This window comes from Microbacterium tumbae (assembly GCF_054780175.1).
Map to the genome: position 1 here is coordinate 697,111 of NZ_BAAGWV010000002.1, position 26,241 is coordinate 723,351.

At 68.5% G+C, this 26,241-nt stretch carries 28 protein-coding genes, 1 tRNA gene and 1 pseudogene; 19 read left to right on the top strand and 11 right to left on the bottom strand.

Features of this window, described 5'->3' with window-relative positions; genetic code table 11:
* Positions 1–3: 3 nt before the first annotated feature.
* On the top strand, positions 4–798 hold the full coding sequence (locus tag ACYVGQ_RS10715) for a hypothetical protein (RefSeq protein WP_460784603.1): 795 nt from the start codon (positions 4–6) through the stop codon (positions 796–798).
* Here the strand turns inward: ACYVGQ_RS10715 and ACYVGQ_RS10720 are convergent, their stop codons facing one another.
* The 7 genes from ACYVGQ_RS10720 to ACYVGQ_RS10750 form a co-directional block, all read right to left on the bottom strand.
* A complete protein-coding gene (locus ACYVGQ_RS10720; RefSeq protein ID WP_460784604.1) occupies positions 799–1,887 on the bottom strand; it encodes a D-alanine--D-alanine ligase family protein in 1,089 nt (362 codons plus the stop codon).
* Complete coding sequence (locus ACYVGQ_RS10725) at positions 1,787–2,926, bottom strand: NAD(P)H-dependent glycerol-3-phosphate dehydrogenase (RefSeq protein ID WP_460784605.1); 1,140 nt, start codon at positions 2,924–2,926, stop codon at positions 1,787–1,789. The genes ACYVGQ_RS10720 and ACYVGQ_RS10725 overlap by 101 nt, the downstream gene beginning before the upstream one ends.
* Complete coding sequence (locus tag ACYVGQ_RS10730; protein ID WP_460784606.1) at positions 2,916–3,671, bottom strand: lysophospholipid acyltransferase family protein; 756 nt, start codon at positions 3,669–3,671, stop codon at positions 2,916–2,918. Before ACYVGQ_RS10730 ends, ACYVGQ_RS10725 begins: the two co-directional genes overlap by 11 nt.
* 5 nt (positions 3,672–3,676) lie before the next feature.
* A complete protein-coding gene (gene murA, locus ACYVGQ_RS10735; RefSeq protein WP_460784607.1) occupies positions 3,677–5,041 on the bottom strand; it encodes a UDP-N-acetylglucosamine 1-carboxyvinyltransferase in 1,365 nt (454 codons plus the stop codon).
* A gap of 80 nt (positions 5,042–5,121) precedes the next feature.
* A complete protein-coding gene (gene leuD, locus ACYVGQ_RS10740; RefSeq protein ID WP_460784608.1) occupies positions 5,122–5,742 on the bottom strand; it encodes a 3-isopropylmalate dehydratase small subunit in 621 nt (206 codons plus the stop codon).
* Between the two features lie 2 nt (positions 5,743–5,744).
* Positions 5,745–7,202 (bottom strand): 3-isopropylmalate dehydratase large subunit, encoded by a 1,458-nt coding sequence (gene leuC / locus ACYVGQ_RS10745; RefSeq protein WP_460784609.1) that lies wholly within the window; start codon positions 7,200–7,202, stop codon positions 5,745–5,747.
* Between the two features lie 154 nt (positions 7,203–7,356).
* Positions 7,357–8,349, bottom strand: a complete 993-nt coding sequence (locus ACYVGQ_RS10750) for a TerC family protein (protein ID WP_460784610.1) — start codon at positions 8,347–8,349, stop codon at positions 7,357–7,359.
* Positions 8,350–8,543: 194 nt separating this feature from the next.
* On the opposite strand from ACYVGQ_RS10750, the gene ACYVGQ_RS10755 reads away from it, so the two are divergent.
* From ACYVGQ_RS10755 to ACYVGQ_RS10810, 12 genes and pseudogenes are all read left to right on the top strand, one after another.
* Positions 8,544–9,182 carry a TIGR00645 family protein gene (locus ACYVGQ_RS10755; protein ID WP_460784611.1) on the top strand — a complete coding sequence of 213 codons (639 nt, stop codon included), beginning with the start codon at positions 8,544–8,546 and terminating at the stop codon, positions 9,180–9,182.
* 64 nt (positions 9,183–9,246) lie between these two features.
* Positions 9,247–9,804, top strand: a complete 558-nt coding sequence (locus ACYVGQ_RS10760) for an RNA polymerase sigma factor (RefSeq protein WP_460784612.1) — start codon at positions 9,247–9,249, stop codon at positions 9,802–9,804.
* Entirely contained in the window at positions 9,801–10,874 is a 1,074-nt protein-coding gene (locus ACYVGQ_RS10765) for a DUF4349 domain-containing protein (protein ID WP_460784613.1), read from the top strand. Before ACYVGQ_RS10760 ends, ACYVGQ_RS10765 begins: the two co-directional genes overlap by 4 nt.
* 59 nt (positions 10,875–10,933) lie before the next feature.
* Positions 10,934–11,482, top strand: coding sequence for an ArsR/SmtB family transcription factor (locus ACYVGQ_RS10770; protein ID WP_460784614.1), 549 nt, complete (start codon positions 10,934–10,936; stop codon positions 11,480–11,482).
* Complete coding sequence (locus tag ACYVGQ_RS10775; protein ID WP_460784615.1) at positions 11,479–12,726, top strand: MFS transporter; 1,248 nt, start codon at positions 11,479–11,481, stop codon at positions 12,724–12,726. The genes ACYVGQ_RS10770 and ACYVGQ_RS10775 overlap by 4 nt, the downstream gene beginning before the upstream one ends.
* A 568-nt stretch (positions 12,727–13,294) precedes the next feature.
* The gene (locus ACYVGQ_RS10780) at positions 13,295–14,509 is read left to right on the top strand and encodes a sensor histidine kinase (RefSeq protein ID WP_460784616.1); all 1,215 of its coding nucleotides are present in this window, start codon (positions 13,295–13,297) and stop codon (positions 14,507–14,509) included.
* Positions 14,502–15,155: a response regulator transcription factor gene (locus ACYVGQ_RS10785; RefSeq protein ID WP_460784617.1), complete on the top strand. Its 654-nt coding sequence runs from the start codon at positions 14,502–14,504 to the stop codon at positions 15,153–15,155. The genes ACYVGQ_RS10780 and ACYVGQ_RS10785 overlap by 8 nt, the downstream gene beginning before the upstream one ends.
* Positions 15,152–15,916, top strand: a complete 765-nt coding sequence (locus tag ACYVGQ_RS10790; protein ID WP_460784618.1) for an ATP-binding cassette domain-containing protein — start codon at positions 15,152–15,154, stop codon at positions 15,914–15,916. Before ACYVGQ_RS10785 ends, ACYVGQ_RS10790 begins: the two co-directional genes overlap by 4 nt.
* Positions 15,913–17,211 carry a hypothetical protein gene (locus tag ACYVGQ_RS10795; protein ID WP_460784619.1) on the top strand — a complete coding sequence of 433 codons (1,299 nt, stop codon included), beginning with the start codon at positions 15,913–15,915 and terminating at the stop codon, positions 17,209–17,211. Before ACYVGQ_RS10790 ends, ACYVGQ_RS10795 begins: the two co-directional genes overlap by 4 nt.
* Positions 17,208–17,807 (top strand): hypothetical protein, encoded by a 600-nt coding sequence (locus ACYVGQ_RS10800; RefSeq protein ID WP_460784620.1) that lies wholly within the window; start codon positions 17,208–17,210, stop codon positions 17,805–17,807. Before ACYVGQ_RS10795 ends, ACYVGQ_RS10800 begins: the two co-directional genes overlap by 4 nt.
* A gap of 98 nt (positions 17,808–17,905) precedes the next feature.
* Positions 17,906–18,118, top strand: a complete 213-nt coding sequence (locus ACYVGQ_RS10805; RefSeq protein WP_460784621.1) for a hypothetical protein — start codon at positions 17,906–17,908, stop codon at positions 18,116–18,118.
* Between the two features lie 11 nt (positions 18,119–18,129).
* Positions 18,130–18,471, top strand: a pseudogene (locus ACYVGQ_RS10810) (tyrosine-type recombinase/integrase); the annotation flags it as partial.
* 63 nt (positions 18,472–18,534) lie between these two features.
* Here the strand turns inward: ACYVGQ_RS10810 and ACYVGQ_RS10815 are convergent.
* Positions 18,535–18,861: a hypothetical protein gene (locus tag ACYVGQ_RS10815; protein WP_460784857.1), complete on the bottom strand. Its 327-nt coding sequence runs from the start codon at positions 18,859–18,861 to the stop codon at positions 18,535–18,537.
* 40 nt (positions 18,862–18,901) lie between these two features.
* Between ACYVGQ_RS10815 and ACYVGQ_RS10820 the strand changes: the two genes are divergently transcribed.
* On the top strand, positions 18,902–19,243 hold the full coding sequence (locus ACYVGQ_RS10820) for a tyrosine-type recombinase/integrase (protein ID WP_460784846.1): 342 nt from the start codon (positions 18,902–18,904) through the stop codon (positions 19,241–19,243).
* A gap of 64 nt (positions 19,244–19,307) precedes the next feature.
* Here the strand turns inward: ACYVGQ_RS10820 and ACYVGQ_RS10825 are convergent.
* A tRNA-Glu gene (locus ACYVGQ_RS10825) sits at positions 19,308–19,383 on the bottom strand.
* Positions 19,384–19,534: 151 nt separating this feature from the next.
* Here ACYVGQ_RS10825 and ACYVGQ_RS10830 point away from each other — a divergent pair.
* Together ACYVGQ_RS10830 and ACYVGQ_RS10835 are read left to right on the top strand one after the other, a co-directional pair.
* Positions 19,535–20,173, top strand: coding sequence for an MBL fold metallo-hydrolase (locus ACYVGQ_RS10830; protein WP_460784622.1), 639 nt, complete (start codon positions 19,535–19,537; stop codon positions 20,171–20,173).
* Complete coding sequence (locus ACYVGQ_RS10835; protein ID WP_460784623.1) at positions 20,173–20,712, top strand: GNAT family N-acetyltransferase; 540 nt, start codon at positions 20,173–20,175, stop codon at positions 20,710–20,712. Before ACYVGQ_RS10830 ends, ACYVGQ_RS10835 begins: the two co-directional genes overlap by 1 nt.
* Here ACYVGQ_RS10835 and pepN read toward each other — a convergent pair.
* Entirely contained in the window at positions 20,684–23,167 is a 2,484-nt protein-coding gene (pepN, locus tag ACYVGQ_RS10840; protein WP_460784624.1) for an aminopeptidase N, read from the bottom strand. The genes ACYVGQ_RS10835 and pepN overlap by 29 nt on opposite strands.
* Before the next feature lie 291 nt (positions 23,168–23,458).
* Here pepN and ACYVGQ_RS10845 point away from each other — a divergent pair, with 291 nt between their 5' ends.
* Entirely contained in the window at positions 23,459–23,662 is a 204-nt protein-coding gene (locus ACYVGQ_RS10845) for a cold-shock protein (RefSeq protein ID WP_452330144.1), read from the top strand.
* Positions 23,663–23,732: 70 nt separating this feature from the next.
* On the opposite strand, the gene ACYVGQ_RS10850 is transcribed toward ACYVGQ_RS10845, so the two are convergent.
* Positions 23,733–24,752: an LLM class flavin-dependent oxidoreductase gene (locus ACYVGQ_RS10850; RefSeq protein WP_460784625.1), complete on the bottom strand. Its 1,020-nt coding sequence runs from the start codon at positions 24,750–24,752 to the stop codon at positions 23,733–23,735.
* A 115-nt stretch (positions 24,753–24,867) separates the two neighbouring features.
* Here ACYVGQ_RS10850 and ACYVGQ_RS10855 point away from each other — a divergent pair, with 115 nt between their 5' ends.
* Both ACYVGQ_RS10855 and ACYVGQ_RS10860 read left to right on the top strand, forming a co-directional pair.
* Positions 24,868–25,317: a MarR family winged helix-turn-helix transcriptional regulator gene (locus ACYVGQ_RS10855; RefSeq protein WP_460784626.1), complete on the top strand. Its 450-nt coding sequence runs from the start codon at positions 24,868–24,870 to the stop codon at positions 25,315–25,317.
* Positions 25,314–26,171 (top strand): 3-hydroxyacyl-CoA dehydrogenase, encoded by an 858-nt coding sequence (locus ACYVGQ_RS10860; RefSeq protein WP_460784627.1) that lies wholly within the window; start codon positions 25,314–25,316, stop codon positions 26,169–26,171. The genes ACYVGQ_RS10855 and ACYVGQ_RS10860 overlap by 4 nt, the downstream gene beginning before the upstream one ends.
* Positions 26,172–26,241: the final 70 nt, after the last annotated feature.

The following is a 26,241-nucleotide window of genomic DNA, read 5'->3' on the forward strand; positions in this document are numbered from 1 at the left end:
GGTATGCACCCGGCCTCCTCCACCCGTGTTCCGGTCGTCGCGGCGATCCTGGTCGCCGTCGGGGCCCTGCTCTCCAGCTTCGCCGTGTATCAGTCGATGCTGCTCGGCATCCCGAGCACGCCTCGCGCCTACTTCCTCAACGACCCGATCGGCTGGGGCTTCGTCCCCGGCTTCGGCGGTTTCCCGCTCGCGGTCCTCGGGATGCTGCTCGCCCTGGTCCTCCTGACCGCCGGCACCTGGATCTTCGTGCGTCTGGTGGTCCGCTCCTCGGCTCCGGGGCGCGGCGCGGCCGTGTTCTTCGGCACCTGGGGAGCGGTGATCGTTGCCGCATGGATCGCCGGGATCGCGAGAGCGCCCCTGGTGATGGCCAGGCTGCAGATTCCCGCGGACATGCCGGACGTCTACGGGATGCAGTTCAACCAGGTCGTCACCGCCGGTGCGGGATGGGCGCTGACCTGGGGCTGGCTGACGGCGCTGGTCGCGCTGATCGTGCACCGCGCCACCCCCGGGTTCCGGCAGCCCACCGCAGACGGAGCCGCCCCGGTCGCCGGATACCCGGTGCCGCCGGCGCCATCGCCCGGGATGGCCGCGTTCCCCACGCAGCATCCGTACGGCGCTGCGCCGCAGACGCCGCCGTACCAGGCCCAGCCGTCGTACCCGCCGCTCGGCGGCCCGCAGGCGTCCTGGTATCCCCCGTCCGACCCGCAGCCGCCCACCCACCAGGCAGCCGACCCGCAGCAGCCCGGCCCGGCGCAGCCCGGACCTCAGCAGCCCGGCACGGGGCGGCCCGGCGCCTGATCAGCGCCGCAGGCCGCCCTCGATGAGCTCGGTGATGAGCTCGCCGTAGCTGAGGCCCGAGGCGATCCAGCACTTCGGGAACATCGAGATCGGCGTGAAGCCGGGCATGGTGTTCAGCTCGTTGACGATCAGCTCGCCCGCCGGGGTCACGAAGAAGTCCACGCGGGCGAGTCCCTTGCCATCGACCGCCTCGAAGGCACGCACCGCGGTCTCGCGGAGCCTCGCGATCATGGCCTCGTCGACATCGGCGGGGCAGACGATCTCGACGCCGTCGCCGCCGAGGTACTTGCCCTCGAAGTCGTAGAAGCTGCGCGTGGTGAGCACGACCTCGCCGGGGAGGGACGCGCGGGCCCTGGCGCCGTCCCGGCCAGCCAGGACCCCGACCTCGATCTCCCGGCCGGCGACCTGCGCCTCGACGAGCACCTTCTCGTCCTCGGCGAAGGCGAGCTCCAGCGCGGCGTCCAGCCCTTCGCCGTCCACGACGCGGGACACGCCGACGCTGGAGCCCGCGCTGGCGGGCTTCACGAACACGACGCCGCCGAGCTCAGCGATCTCGCGGCGGAGCCGCTCGGAATCCGCGCTCCACTGCGCCCGTCGGACGGTGATCCCCGGAGACACCGCGATGCCGACGGCGGTCAGGGCGAGCTTCGTGAAGTGCTTGTCGAGGCAGATCGCGGAATCGAGGATGCTGCACCCCGCGTAGGGGATCTCCAGGACGTCGAAGAATCCCTGGATCGCGCCGTCCTCGCCGTGCATGCCGTGCAGCAGCGGGAGGACGACGTCGATCTCGCCGAGGTTCTCCGCGGAGCCGTCCGGCAGCGTCACGCGCAGCGTGCGGTCGCCGCCGGGCTCCGGCCACAGCATCCGCGTGCCGTTGTCGACGACCTCGGGAAGGCGAGCGGCGTCCAGCGCGAACCGCTCCGGATCGTCTACCTCGAGGACGAAGGCGCCCTCGCGCGTGATCCCGACCGGGATCACGTCGAAGCGGTCACGATCGATCGCGCGCAGGACCCCGCCCGCCGTGGCGGAGCTGATCGAATGCTCGCTGGAGCGCCCGCCGAAGAGCACCACCACCGTCTGCCTGCCCATGATTGGTCCTCTCCCCCTGGGGGGTGTCGTCGTCCGTCGTCAGGTGGGGTGCGATGTCGCGCGGGCTCATCGCCCCGTCGAGCACCATCTTCACCTGCTGCACGATGGGCATGTCCACATCGGCCTCGTGCGCGAGCTGCAGGATCGGCGCGACGGAGGCCAGGCCCTCCGCAGTCTGCTGCATCTGCTTGACGACGTCCTGATAGCTGTATCCCTGACCGAGCAGCCGCCCGGCGGTGTTGTTGCGGCTGAGCGGCGACTGGCATGTCGCGATGAGGTCGCCGAGCCCGGCGAGGCCCTGCAGCGTCTCCGGCTGCGCGCCGTTCGCCACCGCGAAGTCGGTCATCTCGACGAGCCCGCGCGTGATGATCGATGCCTTCGTGTTCTCGCCGTAGCCGACCCCGTCGACGATCCCGATCGCCACCGCGATGAGGTTCTTCAGCACGGCGCCGAACTCCGTGCCGATGACGTCGGTGTTCACGAAGGTGCGGAAGTAGTCGTTCCGCGCCGCACGGGCGACGGTCTCCGCCGTCTCCTGACTGCGCGAGGCGATGACAGCCGCAGTGGGCTGCTCCCTGGCGATCTCGAGGGCCAGGTTCGGACCGGATGCGACGGCGATGAGCGCGGGATCGCACCGGAGCTCCTGCTCGATGACCTGGCTCATCCGCAGGCCGGTGCCCTTCTCGACGCCCTTCATGAGGCTGACGACCGGGATCTCGCGACCGGCGAGCAGCGGGCGGATCGCCTTCAGATTCTCTCGGAGGGTCTGGCTGGGGACGGAGAGGTACACCTGCTCCGCGGCCTCCAGCGAGGTCGCCAGTTCATGCGTCGCGTTCATCGTGCGCGGCAGATTGATGCCGGGAAGATAGCGCGAGTTGCGCTTCGCCTCGGCGATCTCCTGGGCGAGCTCTGCGCGCCGGGCCCACATGGTGACCTCGGCGCCGCCGTCGGCGAGGATCTTTCCGAACGTCGTGCCCCAGCTGCCGGCGCCGACCACCGTCACGCGCGGACCGGTCGCAGGTGTGCGTCTAGGTGTCAAGGCGTCCGGTCTCCTTCTGGCCGTGCTCGGCCGGATTCCACCGCTCCGCCGGAGCCTGCTCTCCTCTGACCTGCTCCAGCAGCTGGGTGATCGCGGCCATCAGCCGGTTCGTCGCCTCGGTGAGCACGGCGCTGTCGCCCGCCCGCCCCTTCAGATCGGAGAGGTCGACGGGATCGCCGATGAGGATCCGTACCGGCTTTCGCGGCGGCCACAGCTTCAAGCCCTTCTGATAGCGCCCCATGATCTCCTGCGTGCCCCACTGCGCCATGGGGATGAGCGGGATGTCCCCGGTCAGCGCGAGACGCACGGCGCCGGACTTGCCGCGCATCGGCCACAGATCGGGGTCGCGTGTGAGCGTGCCCTCGGGATAGACGATGACACCCCGCCCGTGCTCGACGAGCTCCTTCGCCTGCGCCATGGTCTGCTTCGCGGCCGACGCCGACGACGCCCTGGCCACCGGGATCATCCCCGTCGCCCGCAGCGCGGCGCCGACAACGGGGATCCGGAACAGGCTCTCCTTCGCCAGGAAGCGCGGAGCGCGGCCGAGCCGCCAGACCGCCACCGCCACGATGAGCGGGTCGAACTCCGAGTAATGGTTCGGGGCCAGCACGAAGGCGCCGTCGCGCGGGAGCTTCTCCCGCCCGGTGAACGAGAGCTTCGCAAGGAAGGAGATGAACGGGACGACGACGATCGCGAGCAGCCAGAACAGACTCGGCCGGGACTTCTCGGGGGACCGGGAGCCCATGCGCGTCACCGGACGACGTCGAAGTCGGCGCCGAGGGCGTCGAGCTTGGCCAGGAACTTCTCGTACCCCCGGCTGAGAATGTCCACGCCCGAGACCTGGGACTGGCCGGATGCCGTCAGCGCGGCGATCACATGGCTGTATCCGCCCCGGAGGTCGGGCACGACGATGTCGGCCCCGTGCAGCGGCGTCGGGCCGGTGATGACGGCGGCCTGCTCGAGCTCTCGGCGGGGGACGCGACGCGGGCCGTCCTGGAGCCCGTGCGGGTGCACGACGATGTCCGCGCCCATCTTGACGAGCGCCTGGGTGAAGCCGAAGCGGTTCTCGTACACGGTCTCGTGCACGATCGAACGCCCCTCCGCCTGGGTGAGCGCGACGATGAGCGGCTGCTGCCAGTCGGTCATGAAGCCGGGGTGCACGTCCGTCTCGACGACGACCGGCTGCAGCTCGCCGCCGCGGCGGAACAGGATGCCGTCCTCCTGGATGTCGAACCAGCCGCCGGCTTTCCGGAAGACGTTGAGGAACGTGAGCATCTCCTGCTGCTTCGCGCCGCCGACGAAGATCTCTCCGTCGGTCGCCAGCGCGGCGGACGCCCACGACGCGGCCTCGTTGCGATCGAAGATGGAGCGGTGGTCGTAGCCGCGAAGAGTGTCGACGCCCTCGATGAGGATCACGCGGTTCGGCTCGTAGGAGATGATCGCGCCCATCTTCTGCAGCACGGCGATCAGATCCATGATCTCCGGCTCGATGGCGGCGTTGCGCAGCTCGGTGGTCCCCTGCGCGCGCACGGCGGTGAGCAGCACCTGCTCCGTCGCGCCGACGCTCGGATACGGCAGATGGATATTCGCACCGTGCAGGCGCTTCGGGGCGGAGAGCCGGATGCCGCTGGGCAGCTTCTCCACGATCGCACCGAACTTGCGGAGCGCGTCGAGGTGGAAGTCGATGGGACGGTCCCCGATGCGGCAGCCGCCCAGATCCGGGATGAACGCCTGGCCGAGGCGATGCAGCAGCGGTCCGCAGAACAGGATCGGGATGCGCGACGCGCCGGCGTGCGCGTCGATCTCCTCCATGTGGGCGGACTCGACGCCGCTCGGGTCGAACACCAGCGATCCCGGCTCGTCTCCGGTCTCGACGCGCACGCCGTGCACCTCGAGGAGCGAGCGCACCACGGCGACGTCGCTGAGATCCGGGACGTCGCGCAGCGTGCTCGCCGTCTCGCCGAGGAGGGTGGCGACCATCGCCTTGGTGGCGAGGTTCTTCGCGCCCTTCACATCGACGCGTCCCCGCAGCGGGTGTCCTCCGCGGATGGCAATGACGTCCCCGGTCAACGATCCGAGCCCGTCCTGGAGTACATCGCGCAGGGGTGTCGTCATTCGAGGGGCCTCACTTCATTCCAGAGAACACGGCGTCAGCCGCTGGGGCGGATGCCCCCGACTCACGGTCCGCCGTGCTCTCAGAGAACGGGGAGGGTCCGCGGCCGCCACGATTCGCGACGGGCCTCGAACTGCGCGATCTTGTCTTCGTTGCGCAGCGTGAGCCCGATGTCATCGAGCCCTTCGAGGAGCCGCCATCTAGTGTAATCGTCCACGCCGATGCTGGCCTGGAAGCGATGCCCTGAGCCTGTCGAAGGGTCGCCGATCGTCGCCGTGCGCGCTTCGAGGTCGACCGTGATGGAGCAGCCGGGCTCCTCGTCGATGAGCGCCCAGATCGTCTCCAGGTCCTCCTCGGAGATCGTGGCCGCCAGAAGACCCTGCTTGCCGGAGTTCCCGCGGAAGATATCGCCGAAACGCGGGCTGAGGACGACCTTGAATCCGAAGTCGCGCAACGCCCACACAGCGTGCTCGCGACTCGAGCCCGTGCCGAAGTCGGGTCCCGCGACGAGCACCGACGCCCCCTGGAACGCGTCCTGGTTGAGGATGAACTCCGGATCCTGCCGCCAGGCGTGGAACAACGCGTCGTCGAAGCCGGTCTTGGTGACCCGTTTGAGGAAGACCGCCGGGATGATCTGATCGGTGTCGACGTTGGAGCGCTTCATCGGAGCCGCGATGCCGGTGTGCGTGGTGAACTTCTCCATGATCAGGCTCCGATCAGCTCGTCGACGGGCGCCAGGTCGCTGGGACTGGACAGCGTGCCGCGCACAGCCGTCGCGGCGGCGACGAGCGGCGACACGAGATGCGTGCGCCCGCCCTTGCCCTGACGGCCTTCGAAGTTGCGGTTCGACGTGGACGCGCATCGTTCCCCCGGGGCCAGCTGGTCGGGGTTCATGCCCAGGCACATCGAGCAGCCGGCGAAACGCCATTCCGCTCCGAAGTCGGTGAACACCTTGTCCAGGCCCTCGGCCTCGGCCTCGAGCCGCACGCGTGCGGATCCGGGGACGACCATGACGCGGACGCCGTCCGCCTTCCTGCGTCCCTTCACGATGGAGGCGAAGGCACGGAGGTCCTCGATGCGGCTGTTCGTGCAGGATCCCATGAACACCGCGTCCACGGGCACCTCCTTCAGCGGGGTGCCGGGCGTCAGGTCCATGTACTCCAGCGCGCGCTCGGCGGCGGCGCGCTCGTTCGCGTCGGCGATCTCGGCCGGATCCGGCACGGATGCCGACAGCGAGCTGCCCTGGCCGGGATTCGTGCCCCAGGTCACGAACGGCTCGAGGTCGTCGGCGTCGATGAAGATCTCGGCGTCGAAGACCGCGCCCTCGTCGGTCGGGAGCGTGCGCCAGTAGGCGACCGCGTCCTCCCAGTCCTGCCCCCTCGGCGCATGCGGCTTGTCCTTGACGTAGGCGAAGGTCGTCTCGTCGGGAGCGACCATGCCCGCTCGGGCGCCGGCCTCGATCGACATGTTGCAGATCGTCATGCGCCCCTCCATCGACAGGGCCCGGATGGCGCTGCCGCGGAACTCGAGGACGTAGCCCTGCCCTCCGCCGGTGCCGATCTCGGCGATGACCGCGAGGATGATGTCCTTGGCGCTCACGCCCGGCCTCAGCGTGCCCTCGACGGTGATCGCCATGGTCTTGAAGGGCTTCAGGGGCAGCGTCTGAGTCGCCATGACGTGCTCGACCTCGCTCGTGCCGATGCCGAACGCCATCGCGCCGAAGGCGCCGTGGGTGGAGGTGTGCGAGTCGCCGCAGACGACCGTGATGCCCGGCATGGTCAGGCCGAGCTGCGGACCGACGACGTGCACGATGCCCTGCTCCGCGTCGCCGAGGGAGTGCAGGCGGACGCCGAACTCCTCCGCGTTGCGGCGCAGGGTCTCGATCTGCGTGCGGCTGGTGAGGTCGGCGATCGGCTTGTCGATCTCGAGCGTCGGGGTGTTGTGGTCCTCGGTCGCGATCGTGAGGTCGAGGCGGCGCAGCGGCCGCCCTTCGGTCCGAAGCCCGTCGAAGGCCTGGGGACTGGTGACCTCGTGCACGAGGTGCAGATCGATGTAGACGAGGTCGGGCTCGCCGTTCTCGCCCTTGACGACGAGATGGTCGTCCCAGACCTTCTCGGCCAGGGTGCGCGGACGACGGGGGATGTCGGTCACATCAGTGCTCATGCGTTTTCTGTCTCCTCTTATGGCGGTTCGGCCCACGCTGGACTCCGCGACGAGAAGGCCTAGATCGAGGTCTCGTCGCGGCCGCTAAGAAGGAGAACCACCTGCCGCATGCCGGTCAGTTTACACCGCCGCAACGGGTGGTCGGGCGCATGGGTCACTGCGTGACGGGCGGCTGCCTCTTCTCGCGCGAGGACGAGATGAGGCTGGCGACCGTGGCGACGGCCATCGAGCCGAAGATCACGCCGAGCGACACCCAGTTGTTGATGTCGGGCGCCCATTCGATCGGGTGGCCGCCGTTGACGAACGGCAGCTCGTTCTCGTGCATCGCGTGCAGGATGAGCTTCACTCCGATGAACCCGAGGATGAAGGCGACGCCGTAGTGCAGGTACCTCAGCTTCTCCAGCAGATCGCCGAGGAGGAAGTACAGCTGGCGCAGGCCCATGAGCGCGAAGAGGTTCGCCGTGAACACGATGAAGGGGTTCTGGGTGACGCCGTAGATCGCGGGGATCGAATCGACCGCGAACATGAGGTCGGTGACGCCGATCGACACGAAGACGATGAGCATCGGCGTCCAGATCTTCCTGCCGTCCACGACCGTGCGCAGCTTCGACCCGTCGTACTCCTCGCTGATGTCGATCCCGCGGCGCAGCAGTCTGATGATGAAGTTCTCCGTCTGCGCATCGTCGTCGTGCTTCTCGGGCAGCGCCTGCCGGATCGCGGTGAAGATGAGGAAGGCGCCGAAGACATAGAAGATCGGGCTGAGGTGCTCGACAGCGGCTCCGACGATGAGGATGAAGATCGCGCGCAGCACGAGGGCGATGATGATGCCGACCATCAGCACCTCCTGCTGGTACCTGCGCGGCACGGAGAACTGGGTCATGATCAGCACGAACACGAACAGGTTGTCGATGGAGAGGCTGTACTCCATCGCCCATCCGGTGAGGAAGTCGACCGAGTCCTTCGGGTCGCCTATGAGGAAGAGCACCCCGGCGAAGACGAGGGCCAGAGTGACGTAGAACACCACCCAGAGGGTCGATTCCCTCGTCGACGGGATGTGCGGACGCTTCAAGATGAGGAGCAGATCGCCGAGGAGGATGAGGGTCAGGACCACCAGAGAGACGATCTCGAACCAGACGGGGATGTTCAAGGGCGCACGGCACCTTTCGCAAGAGGGGACGGAGAAGAGCCGAAAGTCTCTCCCTCGCACGCTGTGCGCCGCATCCCCGGGGCAGCGACGCCGGTGCCCGTGATGACGAGGATGCGATGTCGGGATACTCCCTCTCGCAGCGTCGATTCTAGCGGAGCTTCTGCCCACCGCTCCGACGTGATGGAATAGTCGCCGTGACTCCTGAGATCCGCTCCGCCACAGACCCGCTCGACACTCCCCCGCGCAACCCCTGGGCGCGCTCCATCGGCTCCCTGATCTTCGTCAGCCGATGGCTGCAGGCGCCGCTGTACATCGGGCTGATCATCGCGCAGCTCGTCTACGTCGTCGTGTTCATGGTGGAGCTCTGGCACCTCATCGTCGAAGTGGTCGCCCACCCCACCGAGATCAACGAGGCCGTGATCATGCTGGCGGTCCTCGGGCTCATCGACGTCGTCATGATCGCGAACCTGCTCATCATGGTCATCATCGGCGGCTACGAGACCTTCGTCTCGCGCATCAACACCGACGGGCATCCCGACCAGCCGGAGTGGCTCTCGCACGTGAACGCGAACGTGCTCAAGGTCAAGCTCGCCATGGCGATCGTCGGCATCTCCTCGATCCATCTCCTCAAGACCTTCATCGCCGTCGGCAATATGGACGAGAACGGCGTGAACGAGAGCGAGGTCGACGGCCTCGGCAGCTACACCCCCACCGGCGTGCTCTGGCAGGTCGTCATCCACATGGTCTTCATCGTCTCCGCTCTGGCCCTCGCCTGGATCGACCGCATGTCGCAGAAGACGATCGTCGCCGCCCATCAGGAAGCCGCGCACTGACCTGATCTGAGACGATGGGGCATTCGTCGACACTTCCCCGGTGAGAGACACCGAACGGAGCAGGATGCCTCAGCGATCGCAGGACCAGGAATGGGCGGCACGCGCAGCGTCGGGCGACGAGAGCGCCTTCCGGGCGCTCTACCGCGCGCATGTACGTCCGGTCTACTGGATCGCCCACGGCATCCTCGGCTCGGTCGTGGATGCCGAGGACGTCACGCAGGAGACCTTCGTGGTCGCCTGGCGGAAGCTGCCGAGGCTGGAGCTGGCCGGAGAGTCGATCCTGCCCTGGCTCGCGACGATCTGCCGCTTCCAGGCGGCCAACCGCCTGCGGCGAAGGCTGCGGGATCAGGCGCACACCGCGGATGCCGCGGACGAGCTGATCGCCGACACCGTCAGCGTCGAGGAGCAGGTCATCACGGCCGATCTCGCCGAGCGCATCGCCGAGGAGATCGGCACGCTCGGCGAGCTCGATCGCGAGATCTTCCGCCTGTGCGCCGCCGAGGGGTACGCCTACCAGGCGGCGGCCGAGGAGCTCGGCGTGAGTCACGCGGTCGTCCGGAACCGTCTCTCGAGGGTGCGCACGCAGCTGCGCGGCGCCGTGAAGGAGGCGAGAGACGCATGAACGAGCAGAGCACCGCTCTTCCCGGGCTGTCCGACGAGACGGTCGCCCGGATCGAGCACGCCGTGTTCGACCGGATCGCGGATGAACCGGCCAGGGGGGCGCCGGCGTCCGCGATCTCCGCGCGCGCGTCGCGCCGACGCGGCTGGCTCACCGGGGCCGGCATCGCCGCCGCCTTCGTCGTCGGCGTCCTCGTCACGCCGCCCATCCTCGGCTCGGTCGGCGGCGCATCGACCGCCGATGCGCCTGCCGGTGCACCGCTCATCGGCGTGTCCTCGGACGGCGGCGGCGCAGTCCCGGACATGGCCTCCGAAGAGAGCGCCGCTGCGCTCGGCGACGACGCGATGGCGGCGAGCCAGGACGCCGACGCCGGTCGAGAGATCATCGCCACCGCGAACGCGCAAGTCGAGGTCGAGGACGTTGCAGCGGCCGTGAGCGCGATCGGCGATCTCGCCGAGGCGCACGAGGGCTACGTCGAGAGCACGAGCGTGTCCAAGCCCGTCGCCGTGAGCGACGGCCGCATGCCGGTCGAGCCGGATTCCGGCTACGGATGGATCAGCATCCGCGTGCCCTCCGCCGACCTCGCCGCCGTGATCGACGAGCTCGGCGACAGCGGCGAGGTGCTGTCCTCGTCGATCTCGAAGCAGGACGTGACCTCGACGGCGATCGATCTGCGCGCCCGCGTGGATGCCCTGAAGGCGTCCGTGGCGCGACTGACGGAGCTGATGTCCCAGTCGGGGACCGTCTCCGAGCTCATCGAGGCGGAGGTCGCGCTGACCGACCGCCAGGCGGAGCTGGAGTCGTACCAGCAGCAGCTCGATGGCCTGGAGGACCAGATCGCGATGTCGTCGCTGCAGGTGGAGCTCGTGCGGGAGCAGGTCGCGACGACCGCCGACCCCGCCGGATTCGGCGACGGGCTGCTCGCGGGCTGGAACGGGCTCATCGTCTCGTTGAACGCGCTCGTGATCGCTGCAGGGTTCCTGCTGCCCTGGATCGCCATCGCCGCGGTCATCTTCCTCATCGTGTGGGCGATCCGACGCCGGAGGAAGCGTTCTTCTTCGGAAGAAGCCTGATTTTCCGGGGTATACAAGAACTCTTGTAGGTGCGTCGATCCGCGCTTAGCGTGGTCGGCATGGAAGAGATCACAGCGATCACCGCCGTGCACCATCCGGTGCGCCGACGCATCGTCGACTATCTGGGCCTGCACGGCGCCAGTCAGGTGACGACCCTCGCGAAGGCCCTCGGACTGCAGGTCGGCAGCATCAGTCATCATCTCCGGATGCTGGAGCGTGCCGGCGTCGTCGAGCGGGCGGAGGACCCCACCGGCGACAAGAGGACGAGCTGGTGGCGGCCGGCCAGGAACCGGTTCACCTGGTCCGTGGACGACTTCGCGGACTCCCCCGCCGACGCGCTGCTGGCCCGCGAGGCGGAGCGGGTGAACATCCAGGTCCAGCTCGGACGTCTCCGCGCCTGGCATCGCAGGACGGCTCCCCTTCCGGAGTGGTCGCGCGCCGCTTTCAGCACGGATGTCCTCGCCTGGGCGACGCCCGAGGAGCTGACGGTCCTTTCAGAGGCGATCCGCGACGCCGTCGACGCATGGCGCGCGAGCATCGACAGAGCCGACGGGGCGGAGCGACGCCCGGTGTTCATGTTCGCCCACGGCTTCCCGACCTCGCCATGACCGCCGCCGAGCCCCTCCTGCTGAAGGAGCCGCCCCGGTTCTCGCGCGACATCGCGGTGCACGCCTGGATCGGCGTCAAAGCGCTCTCCGATGCCGGCGACGCGCTCTGGAGCATCGCCCTGGCCTGGACGGCCGTGCAGATCACCTCGCCAGCGGTCGCGGGACTGGTCGTCGCGGCGGGGACGATCCCGCGCGCGATCGTCCTGCTGTTCGGAGGCGTCCTCGCTGACCGCGCGAACGCCCGGCACGTGATGCTCCTGTTCAACGCGCTCCGCGTCGGCGTGCTCCTGTTCGTCGCCTTCTGGATGCTGGCCTCCCCGCCCTCCGTGCTGGTCCTGACGCTCGCTGCGATCGCCTTCGGAGTGTGCGACGCCTTCTACGAGCCGTCGGCCGGGACCATCGCCCGCCAGCTCGTCCGCCCGGCGGATCTGCCCTCCTACAGCGCCGTGTCGCAGACCGCTTCCCGCCTCGGCACCATGGGCGGCTCCGCGGTGGGCGGGTTCCTCGTGGCGCACGCGGGGCTCAGCGGGAGCGCGTCCGTCAACGCGCTGACGTTCACGCTGGTGATCGCCTTCATCGCGATCTGGCTGAGCCCGCGGTTCGCGCTCCCCCGTGCCGATCGCGAGAGCGCCCTGCGCGGCATCGCCCGCGGCTTCGGCCATCTCCGCGCCGTGCCGACGACCAGGACCCTCGTGCTCGCGCTGTCCGGACTGAACCTCGCCGTCGGGCCGGCGGTCGGGATCGGCATCGCGCTGCGTGCGCACGACGAGGGCTGGGGAGCCCAGGCCGTCGGCATCTTCGAGGCCCTCCTCGGGCTGGGCGCGGCTCTCGGCGCGCTCTCGGTCACTCGATGGCGGCCCCGGCATGAAGCTCGCTCGGGCTTCGTCGCGCTCGTCGTCCAGGGCGCGGGCATCGTGGTGCTGGGATTCGGGTCGGGGTGGCTGACGGGGGCGGGAAGCTTCGTGATCGGCGCGACGGCCGGATACGCCTCCGTGCTTCTGAGCGCGACGTTCGCCGCGACCGTCGATCCGGCCTACCTCGGCAGGATGGGCTCGATCACACGGCTCGGCGACGACGTCTTCATGCCGCTCGCCATGGCCGCCTTCGGCGGGCTGGCCGCCGCCACGGCCGTCTGGGTGCCCTTTGCCGTGTTCGGCGGGGCGATGGCCCTTCTGATGATCGCGCCGTTGCGCAACCGGCGATTCCGGGAGATGACGCTGCGCACCTCGCCGGGCACCGGATGACCGTTCGCCGAGGAGCTGCGAGATCTCAGCCGAGACCCGCTGTCCTATGAGAGTCCGCGGTACACCCGTATGGCGAGAACGCGCCTGTCGGTCGGATACGACCGATCGGGCCGACGCCTGTGCCTCCGACCGGCATCTGCACCGGCCACGCCCACCCGGATACACGAAAACCCCCGGGAGACCCGGGGGTTTCCTGTGTTGTGGCGACCCCAGCGGGATTCGAACCCGCGTTACCGCCGTGAGAGGGGAATCGGCTCCTCTGGAACCGCGCAATCGGCCCCGTATTGACCGGTGTTTGCAGGGGTTTCACGTGTGTTGAGTGCGACGCGGAAAGCCTTGTCGCCAGCGTTGGTTGCCAGGATGTTGCCACGTTGCCGCCCCGTGCAGGCGATCCTTCGTAGATTCCTCGGCAGCCATGCTGAGAAACCCGTTTCGCAAGGCCCTGCGCCGCGGCACCGGCAGGCAATGGAGCCTCACGTCACCCTCATCGGTCTGCTTCTCCACCTCTTGGATGAGATCGCGAACGAAGACCAGTAGAACGGAGAGGTCAGCTCATAGAGTCGATTGCATGATTCGAGTGCAGCGGTGGTCCAGCGAGGCAGTATTGCCGCTGGTTGGCGTTGCGCTGTTGGTCGGCGCCGGTCTACCGTCATTCTTCATCGTCTCGCCGATCGCGCCGATCAGTGTCGCGTTGCTCGCGGCGTCCCTGGCCCTGGCGCGACGCCTGCCGATGACGAGCTTGGCACTGGGGCTCGTGCTCCTGGTTGGCCAGCTCGCACTCCCGGCGCTGCGGTTCGGGGCGTTCCTCGGGCCTTGGCATGTGTGGGTGTACGGCGCACTGCTGGTTGTGATCGCGGTGACGACTGTGACGCTGCCGCTTGGCCGGGTGCAGTTCGCCTTCGGGTTCGCCGTGGTCGCGGCGCTGTGCGTGGCGGCGCTGAATTCGCTACCGCTGGGCGGGTCGACCACCGTGATATACGGTTGGGACCTCCCGGACATCGCCGGGCAGATCGCGAGCTGGACTCTCGGAAGTCTCCTCGTGTTCATCGGGGTGTGGGCGATCGCGTTCGCATACCGGCGCGGCCTTGCGGCCCTGAACGCGCAGCGGGCCGCCCGCGAGTCCGCCCTCTCCGCGCTGTCGATAGCCGAGGGCGAGCTTTTGCTGGCCGGGGAACGCGATCGCATTGCCCAGGAGGTGCATGACGTGCTCGCACACTCGCTGGCCGTCATCGTCGCGCAGGCTGAGGGCGCCCGCATCGCCGCCAAGACCGATCAAGCCAGCGCGCCGTTGCGGACGATCGCGGATACCGCGAGGCAGACCCTCGGAGATGTCCGCTGGCTGATCGACGCTCTGGGTGCGCCTGGCGATGACGCGCCGGCCCCGGGCGTTGCCGACCTGGACGCCCTGTTCGAGCGGATGCAGCAGGCTGGTCTGCCGGTGCGGGTGCAGCAGCTCGGTGCTCCAGATGCGCTCTCGCCGGTAAGCGAGTTGTCGGTCTATCGGATTGTTCAGGAGGCGCTGACGAACGCTCTCGTCCATGGGACCGTGGAAAGAGGCGTGGACGTGTCGCTGGATTGGCAGGACGCCGGCCTCGCCGTCACCGTCGCCTCCCGCACCCCTGGCGAAGCGCCGATGGAGGGAAGCGGGCGAGGCGTCACGGGAATGCAGGAACGCGCGCGTCTGGCCGGCGGCTGGCTATCCGCGGCGCACGACGAGCAGGAGAACTCCTGGATCGTCACCGCCTACCTGCCCGCGCGGACGAGAGGCGACGAGGATGAGTGAGATTCGCGTCGCCGTCGTCGATGACGAGCGGCTGTTCTGCGATGGGGTGCGGATGATGGTCGAGTCCCAGCCCGACATGCGCTTCACCGGTGCCGCCCACGACGGCGAAGCGGCGATCACGCTGGTGCAGCGCGAGCGACCGGATGTGGTGCTGATGGACGTGCGCATGCCCGAACTGAACGGCATCGCCGCTACCGCGCGCATCCTCGAGGCCGCTGGTGCGGATGCTCCAGCGGTGCTGGTGCTCACGACGCTCCGCAGTGATGAGGCCGTGGCCGCTGCGACCCGCGCCGGGGCCGCTGGCTTCCTCCTGAAGGACACCACGGCCGAGACATTGCTCGACGCCGTGCGCACCGTCCATGCCGGGCAGAGCGTGTTCGAACCTCGACCGTCCACCGAAGTGCTCCGCGAATCGCGCGAGGCCGCGCGGACTCCAGAGGTCGACGCACTCGACCCACTCACCCCGAGGGAGCGCCAGGTGTTCCTGTATGCGGCGCGCGGCCTGTCCAACGCACAGATCGCCACCATCGCGTTCATCAGCGAGACGACGGTGAAATCGCACGTCTCCCACATCCTCACCAAGCTCGGAATGCGCTCGCGCCTCCAACTCATCGCCTTCGCCCTCGACAGAGGACTCATCCGATGACTGAACCCACCACACGAGTTGAGGCACTGACCATCCGACACCGGCGTATGTGCGTCGATGCGCTGCATGAGGTCAGTCTGAGCGTCGAGAACGGTGTGACCGCGCTGGTGGGTCCGAACGGCGCCGGGAAGTCCACCCTGATCCGCGCGCTCGCCACCCTGGACACGCGATACCGGGGTGTCGCCACAGTTAGCGGCCATGATCCGAGCAATCGTGCGGGGCGGCGGCTCGCGCGCGCATCCCTCGGCTACTTGCCCCAAGACTTCCGCTTCACGCCCTCGTTCCAGGTCCGGGAACTGGTCGAGTACGTCGCATGGCTTAAGGAGATACCGGCTCCGCGCAGGTCCGCCGCGACGATCGAGGCGATCGAGGCGGTCGGCCTCTTGGACCGGTCGGCATCACCGCTGAAGTCGCTGTCGGGTGGAATGCTCCGCCGTGCAGGGATCGCACAAGCGATTGTGAACCGGCCCGCACTGCTGCTGTTGGACGAGCCGACCGTCGGACTTGACCCGGCGCAGCGCGTCGCGTTCCGTGAGCTGATCCGCGACCTCGGCCGACAGACCGCCGTGCTCACCAGCACCCACCTCATTGAGGATGTACGCGCCACCGCCGATACCGTCGTGGTCATGGACCGCGGCCGGATCGTCTTCACCGGGACCGTCCCGGAACTGGAGGCTCACGGCCGGCCGGACTCGCCAGGCGACAGCACGCTCGAGCGCGGCTATGCTGCCTTGCTCGCTCACACGGCGGCGCCGGCGTGAGCCGCGGGCCGCTGTCGACCGGACTGCGGCGGTCGATCCTGCTGCTGCCGGCCGGCCCGATCATCCTCGCCGCCTACGCGATCGTCGCCTCCACTTCGACGCACCCCGTCGTGGCGAGCTGGGCGAACATCGCTGACGCCCTGAGCGCCGGCGCCACGCTCCTGGCGCCGGTCATCGCCGCCGCGACCGCGTGGGACGCCACCCGCGAGATTCGCGATGGCGGCGCCCCGATCCTGCGCACCGCCCCACGGTCACTCGCGGCCACGATCCTCCATCAGACGATCGCCGCTTGGCTGTGGGGAGCTGCCCTCTGGCTCATCGTCCTGGCCGGCCTCGTCGTCCGCGCGGTCATCGTGGGGATCACCGGAACACCTACGATCGCGCTGCTGCACGGACTGCTGGTGGTAGTCGTGAGCGTGACGATCGGCGCCGCGACCGCTGCCGCGCTGCCCGGCTGGGCTGCACTGCCGGTTGCGATCATCGCGCCGACCCTGCTCTACCTGGCGCAGTTCCTCATCCTCGGGGCACCGTGGCTTCAGTTCGCGAACCCGCTGCGCCGGATCGACACGGCACAAGACGCTTTCACCCGCGTCGACTCCGACTGGGTGTTGCTGCGCTACGCGCTCATCGTCCTTGTCATCGCTGCACTCATCGCGATCATCGCCGTGCTCCGCGGCCCGCGACGGCTGCTCGCGACCGTGGCCGGTGCTGCCCTGGTCGTGGCGGGCGTGCCCGTCGCCGCTGCGCTCGCTCCCGCCGCCGAGCGCATCACCGTCTCTGTCTCGCCGGTCGAGCTGTCCTTCACGACGCTCACCTCGGACGACCCTGTGCTGACCCTGCATGTCCTGCCGCAATACGCGCCTCTGCGAGAAGAGCTGTTAGCTCGTTGGGGCCGCATCGCCTTCCTCGTCGCATCGGCTGAGCTGGCCTTCGATACCCTCTCGCAAGACGACGGGACCGTGCCCGACGGTGGCAGCGACCGGTTCGAGACATTCGCGCTCAACCCGGCCAGCGTCGACCCCGCCGCAGACAGCGTGCACGCCGCGCTGTTCTCGCTCGTCGGTGTGCGCTGCGGAACTGACGAGGCTGGCGATGCCTGGGCCGCCCTCGGGGCCGTCAACGTGTTCCTCGCCGATGATCCCGATGCCGCCCAGTTCGCGGTCGATCCCGCAGAGCTGGACCGCCTGGTCGACGTGCTCCGCTCGAAATCGCTTCCAGGCGCACAAGCCTGGTTCGCTGACCATGCTGCCGCGTACCTCGACTGCTCCCTGCGCCCTGCGGACATCACGGGATGACGCTCCGCTTCCTGCATGCCCGGCACTTGCTCGCCGTCGTCCTGGTAGTGCTCGTCCTCCAAGCCGTGCTCGCGTTCGTCGGCGCGCGATCGCTTACTTTTTTCCGGCCGGACTTCCTCGCGGCGACGTCCCTCGCCGCGCTCGGCCAGTTCATCCCCGTCGCCGCCGCACTGATCGTCTACGGCTCACAGACCCGCGACGCCGAACGCCTCGCATCTCAGCCGCTCTGGCCGCAACGCCTGCTCCTGCACGTCATCGTCCTGACGGTATGCGCCGGCACCGCCCTACTCCTCTCCCGTGTACTCGGCCTCATGGCCGATGAGGCCGTGACCGGCACGACCGGAACCCTCGCCCCGCTACGCAACATGCTCGGCCTCCTCGGCGCAGGCCTGATCGCCGCCCGCTTCCTCGACCGACGCATCGCCGCCGTCGCACCAGCGACCCTCGTGCTGCTCCCGGTCGTCGTCAATCCAGGTCAGTACCCGTTCAGCGAGACCTGGGGCTTCGTCCTCACCGACACCGGTAACCCGGCGAACTGGGTCACGGCCATAGCCCTTCCTACGGTCGGATGCGCCCTACACCTGCGCACCAAGTAACACCCGCACCTCACCGACCGGCCCCATCACATGCCTTCCTCAAGAACTCATCCGCCCGAACCCGGTCAAGGCCTTCTTCAACCAGAGCCCTTACAACGATGGGGCAGAGCACCGCCCCCGCAGACGAGCACCAGCGTGCCCCGCTGGTCTACTCCGAGGAAGAGACCGCCGCACTGCTCGGCATTCACCGCACGACGCTGCGCGCCCTCGCCCTCTCGGACACCTCGCCGGTGGAGCCGATTCGGCTCACCCAGCACAAGCGTGTCTACCGTCGCATCGACGTGCAGCGCCTCGCCCGGCTGGAGAAGTAGGCGACAGAACCATGGGAGGCATTGAGGCGTACGAGACGGCGAAAGGCCGTCGTTACCGTGCCCTCTATCGCCGCCCCGACAAGAAGCAGACCCAGAAGCGCGGCTTCACGACGAAGAAGGCCGCCGAGCTGTTCCTGGCGACGACTGAGGTCACCATCGCCCAAGGTCGCTACCTCGATCCCTCGCTGGCGAGGGTCAGCGTCGCGGACTGGCTCCGGACCTGGCTCGCCGCGCGCGGCGATCTACGGGCAACCACGCGCAGCCGGGTCGAGAACATCATCGACAAGCACATCGCTCCCGACCTCGGCAGCATCCCGATCGGCAACCTCACCCGGCTCCGAGTGCAGGAATGGGTCTCCGCGCTGCCAGGTGCTCCCGTGACGGTGCGGAAGATCGTCAACGTGCTCTCAGGAGCGCTACGATCCGCGGTCGAGGACGAGCGCCTGCCGTCGAACCCGGCCGCCAGACTCAAGCTCCCCAAGCCGACGAAGACGCGCAAGCGCTGCCTCTCGCACGATCAGGTCGCGGCGCTCGCTGGGGCCATTGACGAGATGAAGGACGATCGAGACTACGGGTACGGCCTCGTCGTGCTCACCCTCGCGTACTGCGGCCTGCGCGGGGGCGAACTCGCCAGGCTGCGAGTCCGCGACCTCGACCTCGACGCGAAACACCCGCGCCTGACCGTCGAGCAGACCGTCGTCGCCGACAAGGGATACCAGCGCATCGAGCCGCCGAAGGAGCATCCCGATCCCCGCGTTCCTCGTCCGCCTGCTCCGCGCACAGATCACCGGACGCGACACCGATGCTCCCGTGTTCTACGGCATCCGCACCGGCACCTGGCTGCGCAACCATGTCTACCGCGTCGGCTGGTTCGACCCCGCCGTAACCATGATCGGCCTCAAAGGACTCACGCCCCACGAGCTACGGCACACCGCCGCGTCACTCGCGGTCAGCGCCGGGGCGAACGTCAAGGCCGTGCAGCGGATGCTCGGGCACGCCTCGGCCGCGGTGACCCTCGACGTGTACGCCGACCTGTTCGATGACGACCTCGACGGTGTTGCCACGGCGCTCGACCAGGCAGCGATGCGACCGGATGTTGCCAATCTGTTGCCAAAAGCCGCGTAGCGCCCCGCAGCGAGCAATGGTAGGAATGCGAAAACCCCCGGATGACCGGGGGTTTTCTGTGTTGTGGTGACCCCAGCGGGATTCGAACCCGCGTTACCGCCGTGAGAGGGCGGCGTACTAGGCCGCTATACGATGGGGCCGTCTTGCGAAGCGTTTCCGTCTCGCGACAACCGTTCAAGTATGCCATGGGCTTTCCTGCTCCGCCAAATCCGGTCCGCCCCCTCGGGGATCTCGGGCGTGGCGCGCCGACGAGGGTTTGCCGACCGCGGTCGGAAGGAGTTGACTCGTCACATGCGCGTCACGAAGTACGAACACGCCTCGCTCCGCATCGACGAGAGCGGCGACACCCTGCTGATCGATCCCGGCTCCTTCACCACCCCCCTGGACGACCTCACGGACGTCGTGGCCGTGGTGCTCACCCATGAGCATCCCGACCATTGGACCCCGGAGCATCTCGACCGCATCCTGCGCGACGCCCCCGGCACGCCGATCTTCGCGCCGGCCGGCGTCGCGGCGGCTGCGTCCGACTACGAGATCGCCGTCGTCGCCCCCGGAGACACCGTGACGGCAGGACGATTCACGCTCCGCTTCTTCGGCGGCGACCACGCGATCATCCATTCCTCGATCCCGCTGGTCCAGAACCTCGGCGTCCTCGTGAACGACGAGCTGTACTACCCCGGCGACTCGTTCGCCGTGCCGGAGGGCGTCGCCGTCGACACGCTCGCCGCCCCCGCGGGTGGGCCGTGGCTGAAGATCGGCGAGGCGATGGACTTCGTGCTCGCCGTCGAGCCGCGCCGTGCGTTCGGCGTGCACGACATGACCCTCTCGGTCGCCGGACGGACGATGCACCGCAGTCGCCTGCAGTGGGCGACGGAACAGCATGGCGGGGAGTTCTTCGAGCTCGATCCCGGCGACGCGCTCGACCTCTGATGACGGTGCGCCGGCTGCTCCCCCGGCCGACCGGTCGGCTCCGGTTCCGGGAGATGACCGAGGCCGACCTCGATGCGATGGCCGGGATGCTGGGCGACCCGGACGTCATGGCCTTCTACCCCGCCCCCAAGAGCCGCGAGGAGAGCGCGGAATGGATCGCGCGGTCGCGCGCCTCCTATGACGAGCACGGCCACGGCCTCTGGATCATCGAGACGCACGACGGCGCGTTCGTCGGCGACTGCGGCGTCACCTGGCAGTCCTTCAATCACACGCCCGTCCTGGAGGTCGGCTATCACGTGCGTCGCGACCTCCAGCGCAGGGGCTACGCGACCGAAGCCGCGAACTCGTGCGTCGAGCTCGCCAGGGAGGCCTTCGCGCCGACGCTGCTCACCGCGATCATCCATCCGGGCAATGCCGCCTCGCGAGGAGTCGCCCGCAACCTCGGCATGTCGCACATCGCCGACGACCATGCCCACCCCTGGATCGTGCGCACGGTGATGGGCATGCAGCTCACTGCTCCTGAGCCGCACGCACCCTGATCGCGCGGGCGAGATGGTCACGCTGCTCGACGATCAGCCGACGCAGCGCACCCGGCGCATCGCGGTTCGACGCCAGCCAGCCGTCGACGAGCTCCAGGGAGTCGGATGCCGGGAACAGCCCGATCACGAGGCGCCTGGCCAGCTCGATGCTCCGCTCCGTCCACGCCGGGCGGATGCGGACGAAGTACTCCTCGTCGAAGCCGGCGATGAGGTCACGCCGCCCGCCGGCGCGGAAACCGCCGATCGTCGCATCCAGCTGATCGTTCGTGAGGGAGAGGTCGGTCCATGCCGCGCGCCACGCGGCATCCCGCACCGCGGCGTCCGGGCGGGACGCCCGCGCGCGTCGCGCCGCCGTCCGGCCGTCGGACGTCTCGTCCTGGGTCGCCTCGGCGGCGATCTCGCTCTCGCCGATGCTGCCGTTCGTCGCCAGGGCGATGACGAACGACCAGCGCAGCTCGGCATCCACCGCGAGGCCGGCGGGCGCTCGTCCGGCGAGGATCTCCCGCACACGCGGGGCGGCGTCCGTGCCGTACGCGGATGCCGCAGCGTACGCGCGCGCCCAGCTCAGCTGCGCATCGCTGCCGGCCTCCGCCGCATCGAAGGCGGCCTCGGTCGCCCAGAGCCATGCCGCACGCTCGTCGTCGACGAGTGCGTCGGGAAGATAGCGGCCGAGCGCGAAGGCGGCATTGGCCAGGACTCCCGCCAGCAGTCCGATGTTCTCCTCGGACGGCGCATGCGTGCGGACGATCTCCAGATAGCGCGTCGCTGAGAGCTCTCCGTCGCGCGCGGCGTTCCACAGCGACGACCACACCAGGGCGCGTGGGAGCGGGTCCAGGGTCGGCAGAGCCACCGCGACGGATCGCAGCGAGTGCTCGTCCAGACGCACCTTCGCATAGGAGAGGTCGTCGTCGTTGATCAGCACGAGGTCCGCCTCGTCGAGCGCCACCGGCGTCCGCTCGGAAGCGATGTCGAGCTCGATCCGCTCACGAAGGACCAGCCGCTCGTCCACGAGGTCGTACAGCCCGATGCGCAGCCGGTGCGGCCGGGGGTCGGTCTGCACCAGGGCGCGTCTCCCCTCGGCATCCGCCTCGAGCCGGAGCGTCGAGACTCCGCTCGTCTCCAGCCAGGCACGCGACCAGGCTCGCACGTCGCGCCCGGACACCTCCTCGAGCTGCACCAGCAGATCGTCCAGCGTGGTGCTCCCGAACGCATTCGCGGCGAAGTATCGCCGCGCTCCCTCGAAGAAGGCGTCCTCGCCGACGAACGCGACGAGCTGTTTGAGCACCGAGGCGCCCTTGGCGTAGGTGATGCCGTCGAAGTTCAGCTTCGCCGCCTCGAGGTCTGGGATGTCGGCGACGATGGGATGCGTGGTCGGCAGCTGATCCTGCTGATAGGCCCATGCCTTGCGATTGGCGGCGAACCGCACCCATGCGTCGGTGAAGCGCGTCGCGGCGGCCGAGGCGTGCGCTCCCATGTAGTCCGCGAAGGACTCCTTGAGCCAGAGATCATCCCACCAGCGCATCGTGACGAGGTCGCCGAACCACATGTGCGCCATCTCGTGCAGGATCGTGTTCGCCCGGCCGCCGCGCTGCGCGTCCGTCGCCGCGCCGCGGGGGATGTACGCCTCGGTGAAGGTGACGAGCCCCGGGTTCTCCATCGCGCCGAGATTGTACTCGGGGACGAAGATCTGGTCGTACTTCCCCCAGGAGTAGTCGTATCCGAAGGCGTCGGTGAAGAAGTCCAGCCCCTGCCGGGTGATCCCCAGGATCTCGTCCGCCTCGAGGTATGGGACCAACGACGCACGGCACAGGACGCCGAGGTCCACCCGCTGACCGTCACGCCGCCATTCGCCGTCGACCCGGTGGTAGGGGCCGGCCGCGATCGCGGTGATGTAGCTGGACAGCGGGAGCGTCGGGGCGAACTCGATCGTCTGCGCATCGCCGTCGATGGCGGTCGAGACCGCGCGCTGGTTGGACAGCACCTGCCAGCCCTGCGGGGCATGCACGACGAAGGTGTACGCCGCCTTCATGTCCGGCTGCTCGAAGCACGTCATCACTCGACGCGCATCGGCCGGCTCGTACTGCGTGTACAGATAGGTCTCGTCGTCCACGGGGTCGACGAACCGGTGCAGCCCCTCACCCGACCGGCTGTATGCGCCTGTCGCCCGCACGACGACGGTGTTGGATGCTTCGAGTCCGGTCAGCGAGATGCGCGCGCCGTCGTAGAGGACGGGCTGCGAGGAGTCGTTGACGACGACCTCCTCGACGGACTCGCCGACGAAGTCCAGCCAGGTCTCGGATGCCGTGGCGTCGAACTCCAGCGTCGAGGTGGTCGAGAAGCCCGTGCGCTGCGAATCGCGTGCCGCACGGAGGTCCAGCTCGACGCGGATGCTTCGGACGGAGATGCTCGCGGATCGAGCGGTGGTCTCCTGGCGGGTGAGGTTCGCAGAGCTCATCCGTCCATCGTTTCACGGAACAGCGCATCATTGCGGTCGGCGGCGCGACGGCGATGGGCTAAGCTTGGCTGATATCCACGAGATGGCAGCCGGGCTCTCCGCCTGTTCATCCGCCCGTATGCCGCCTTCGTGCGCAGGGTGACCTCTTCCTCTCTCCTCCACCTTTCCCCTCCTGATCACGGCCGCAATGACCGCCGCCGGCACTTCGAGGGAACACGACTTGCCCGTCGAACGCATCGACGGAGCATGACGGGTCGAAGATCGGCCCACGAAAACAAAGGAAAACACAGCATGGCCACTGGCACTGTCAAATGGTTCAACTCCGACAAGGGCTTCGGCTTCATCGCTCCCGATGACGGATCCGCCGACCTGTTCGCGCACTTCAGCGCGATCCAGGGCTCGGGTCACCGCAACCTCGAGGAAGCGCAGAAGGTCGAGTTCGACACGGAGCAGGGCCCCAAGGGCCCGCAGGCGACGAACATCCGCGCCCTCTGATTCTTGACCGAAGGGGCCCGATCGCACATCAGTGCGGTCGGGCCCCTTCGCATGTCGGACAGCGGATCCGTCAGGAGATCATGTCCTTCACCATCGGCACGACCCGCTCGCCGTAGAGCTCTATGGAGCGCAGCTGAGCGTCGCGGGTGAGCCCGCCCTGGTCGTACTTGAGGTCGAACCGGTCCACGCGCAACGTCTTCAGAGTATGCGCGAGCTTCGCGGCGACCGTCTCCGGGGATCCGACGTAGAGCGAGCCGGATTCGATCTCGCGCTCGAAATCGCCGACCGCCGGCGGCGGCCAGCCGCGCTCGCTCCCCATCCGCGTGCGCATGGCGATCCAGCCGGGGCGGACGATCTCCCGCGCCTCGGCGTCCGTCTCGGCGACGAAGCCGGGCGAGTGCACGGCGACCGGCTTGCGCGGGACGCCGAACTCGTCCTGCGCGCGCTCGAACAGGTCGATATAAGGAGCGAAGCGAGCGGGATCCCCGCCGATGATCGCGAGGAAGAGGCCGAAGTTGTAGCGTGCGGTTCGGACCACGGACTCGGGGCTGCCGCCGACGCCGACCCACGTGGGGATGCCCGCGGCCGTGGTCGGGAAGACCCTCTGGTCGGTCAGCGCCGCCCTGGTCGTGCCGCTCCAGGTGACGGGCTCCTCGGCGAGCAGGCCGGAGAGAAGTTCCAGCTTCTCCTCGAAGAGGACCTCGTAGTCCTTGAGGTCGTAGCCGAAGAGCGGGAAGGACTCGATGAACGAGCCCCGCCCTGCGACGATCTCCGCGCGACCGTTCGAGACGGCGTCGAGCGTGGCGAAGCGCTCGAACACGCGCACGGGATCGTCAGAGCTCAGCACCGTGACGGCCGAGCCGAGGCGGATCCGCTCCGTGCGGCCCGCGATGGCGGCGAGCACCATCTCCGGGCTGGAGACGGCGAAGTCCGGACGGTGGTGCTCCCCCACCCCGAAGAAATCCAGTCCGACGCGGTCGGCGAGGACCGCGTCGTCGATGATGTCGCGGATCACCTGCGGATGCGGGTGGGGGTTCCCCTCCGCATCATTGGTGACGCCGCCGAAAGTGTCCAGGCCGAATTCCGTCATGTCGGAGAGAACCCGTCGTACCGCAGATCTATTCCTCTGCATATTGTTTGGTTTATTGCGGAATGCAACAAGAGGGCATAGTGTTGCACATAGCAACACAGCGGGAGGCGGACGGGTGAGTCGAGCAGCAGCGCACCGCGCAGACATCCTTCGCGCACTCGTCGCGATCTCGCGACGCGGCGTCGCCGACGCGCGGCGCGGCGGGACCCCTCTCTCCATGACCGATCAGTCGATCGTCGGATACATCGCAGAGCGCCCAGGCATCCGCTCCATCGACATCGCACAGGAGTTCCGTCTGAACCGATCGACGGTGTCTCGCCAGCTCGCAGGTCTCATCGAGCTCGGCCTGATCCGTGAGAGCGCGGAATCCGCAGGGCGCGGGCGCCCCCTCGAGCTCACGGAGGCCGGCAGCAAGGCCTACCGCGACACCCTGCTCATCCTGCAGGACGTCATCGACGAGCATCTGGCCGGATGGTCGGATGCGGAGGTGGCGCGCTTCGCGCGCGATCTCGAGCGCTTCAACAGAGAAAGCCCCACGAGGGCGACAGGAAAAGAGGAATCATGAAGAACATCACGGTTCTCGGCACCGGCGTGCTGGGTTCGCAGATCGCGTTCCAGACCGCGTTCCACGGCTTCGACGTGGTCGCGTACGACATCGACCAGCCTGCGCTCGATCGCGCGGCCGAGCGCCTCGCCGGTCTCGCGAAGCGCTATGTCGCCGAGAGCGTCGAAGGAGCCCGCGACGGCGGCGCCGACGCGGCGATCGGGCGCATCCGCCTGACCAGCGATCTCGCGGATGCCGCGGCGGAGGCCGACCTGATCATCGAAGCCGTCCCGGAGAGCCTCGAGCTCAAGCAGGGCATCTACCGGACGCTCGCCGCCGTGGCGCCGGCGTCCGCCGTCTTCGCCACGAACTCGTCCACACTGCTGCCGAGCGCGCTCGCGGAGTCGACCGGCCGCCCCGACCGCTTCCTCGCGCTGCACTTCGCGAACGAGATCTGGTCGCACAACACGGCAGAGGTCATGGGAACGCCGTCCACCTCGCCCGAGGTGCGCGCCGCCGTCATCGCCTTCGCCGAGCAGATCGGGATGGTGCCGATCGACATCAAGAAGGAGAAGGCGGGGTACCTGTTGAACTCGCTTCTCGTGCCGTTCCTGGATGCTGCGGCGGAGCTGCTCGTCGACGGCATCGCCGAGCCGGCCGCGATCGACGCCACCTGGCGCATCGGCACGGGCGCTCCGGCCGGCCCGTTCCAGATCTACGACATCGTCGGCCTCACGACCGCATACAACATCTCGAGCGTCGGCGGCGAGAAGCAGCGTGCGTTCGCGAAGCTCCTCAAGGAGGAGTACATCGACAAGGGCAAGCTCGGCGTCGCGACCGGAAAGGGCTTCTACAGCTATCCGCAGGAGAGCTGATTCACTCCTGACTGTCGGTGCTCACCGCCTGCGGCCACACCATCCGACGTCTCGCCGCCCCTCTGACCCG

What these genes read in the sequence shown, in the direction of transcription:
- ACYVGQ_RS10715 (WP_460784603.1), top strand. Translation starts at nt 4, where the DNA reads ATGCACCCGGCCTCCTCCACCCGTGTTCCGGTCGTCGCGGCGATCCTG.
- ACYVGQ_RS10720 (WP_460784604.1), bottom strand. Translation starts at nt 1,887, where the DNA reads ATGGGCAGGCAGACGGTGGTGGTGCTCTTCGGCGGGCGCTCCAGCGAG.
- ACYVGQ_RS10730 (WP_460784606.1), bottom strand. Translation starts at nt 3,671, where the DNA reads ATGGGCTCCCGGTCCCCCGAGAAGTCCCGGCCGAGTCTGTTCTGGCTG.
- murA (WP_460784607.1), bottom strand. Translation starts at nt 5,041, where the DNA reads ATGACGACACCCCTGCGCGATGTACTCCAGGACGGGCTCGGATCGTTG.
- leuD (WP_460784608.1), bottom strand. Translation starts at nt 5,742, where the DNA reads ATGGAGAAGTTCACCACGCACACCGGCATCGCGGCTCCGATGAAGCGC.
- leuC (WP_460784609.1), bottom strand. Translation starts at nt 7,202, where the DNA reads ATGAGCACTGATGTGACCGACATCCCCCGTCGTCCGCGCACCCTGGCC.
- ACYVGQ_RS10760 (WP_460784612.1), top strand. Translation starts at nt 9,247, where the DNA reads ATGCCTCAGCGATCGCAGGACCAGGAATGGGCGGCACGCGCAGCGTCG.
- ACYVGQ_RS10765 (WP_460784613.1), top strand. Translation starts at nt 9,801, where the DNA reads ATGAACGAGCAGAGCACCGCTCTTCCCGGGCTGTCCGACGAGACGGTC.
- ACYVGQ_RS10770 (WP_460784614.1), top strand. Translation starts at nt 10,934, where the DNA reads ATGGAAGAGATCACAGCGATCACCGCCGTGCACCATCCGGTGCGCCGA.
- ACYVGQ_RS10775 (WP_460784615.1), top strand. Translation starts at nt 11,479, where the DNA reads ATGACCGCCGCCGAGCCCCTCCTGCTGAAGGAGCCGCCCCGGTTCTCG.
- ACYVGQ_RS10780 (WP_460784616.1), top strand. Translation starts at nt 13,295, where the DNA reads ATGATTCGAGTGCAGCGGTGGTCCAGCGAGGCAGTATTGCCGCTGGTT.
- ACYVGQ_RS10785 (WP_460784617.1), top strand. Translation starts at nt 14,502, where the DNA reads ATGAGTGAGATTCGCGTCGCCGTCGTCGATGACGAGCGGCTGTTCTGC.
- ACYVGQ_RS10790 (WP_460784618.1), top strand. Translation starts at nt 15,152, where the DNA reads ATGACTGAACCCACCACACGAGTTGAGGCACTGACCATCCGACACCGG.
- ACYVGQ_RS10800 (WP_460784620.1), top strand. Translation starts at nt 17,208, where the DNA reads ATGACGCTCCGCTTCCTGCATGCCCGGCACTTGCTCGCCGTCGTCCTG.
- ACYVGQ_RS10805 (WP_460784621.1), top strand. Translation starts at nt 17,906, where the DNA reads ATGGGGCAGAGCACCGCCCCCGCAGACGAGCACCAGCGTGCCCCGCTG.
- ACYVGQ_RS10815 (WP_460784857.1), bottom strand. Translation starts at nt 18,861, where the DNA reads ATGCTCCTTCGGCGGCTCGATGCGCTGGTATCCCTTGTCGGCGACGAC.
- ACYVGQ_RS10830 (WP_460784622.1), top strand. Translation starts at nt 19,535, where the DNA reads ATGCGCGTCACGAAGTACGAACACGCCTCGCTCCGCATCGACGAGAGC.
- ACYVGQ_RS10835 (WP_460784623.1), top strand. Translation starts at nt 20,173, where the DNA reads ATGACGGTGCGCCGGCTGCTCCCCCGGCCGACCGGTCGGCTCCGGTTC.
- pepN (WP_460784624.1), bottom strand. Translation starts at nt 23,167, where the DNA reads ATGAGCTCTGCGAACCTCACCCGCCAGGAGACCACCGCTCGATCCGCG.
- ACYVGQ_RS10845 (WP_452330144.1), top strand. Translation starts at nt 23,459, where the DNA reads ATGGCCACTGGCACTGTCAAATGGTTCAACTCCGACAAGGGCTTCGGC.
- ACYVGQ_RS10850 (WP_460784625.1), bottom strand. Translation starts at nt 24,752, where the DNA reads ATGACGGAATTCGGCCTGGACACTTTCGGCGGCGTCACCAATGATGCG.
- ACYVGQ_RS10860 (WP_460784627.1), top strand. Translation starts at nt 25,314, where the DNA reads ATGAAGAACATCACGGTTCTCGGCACCGGCGTGCTGGGTTCGCAGATC.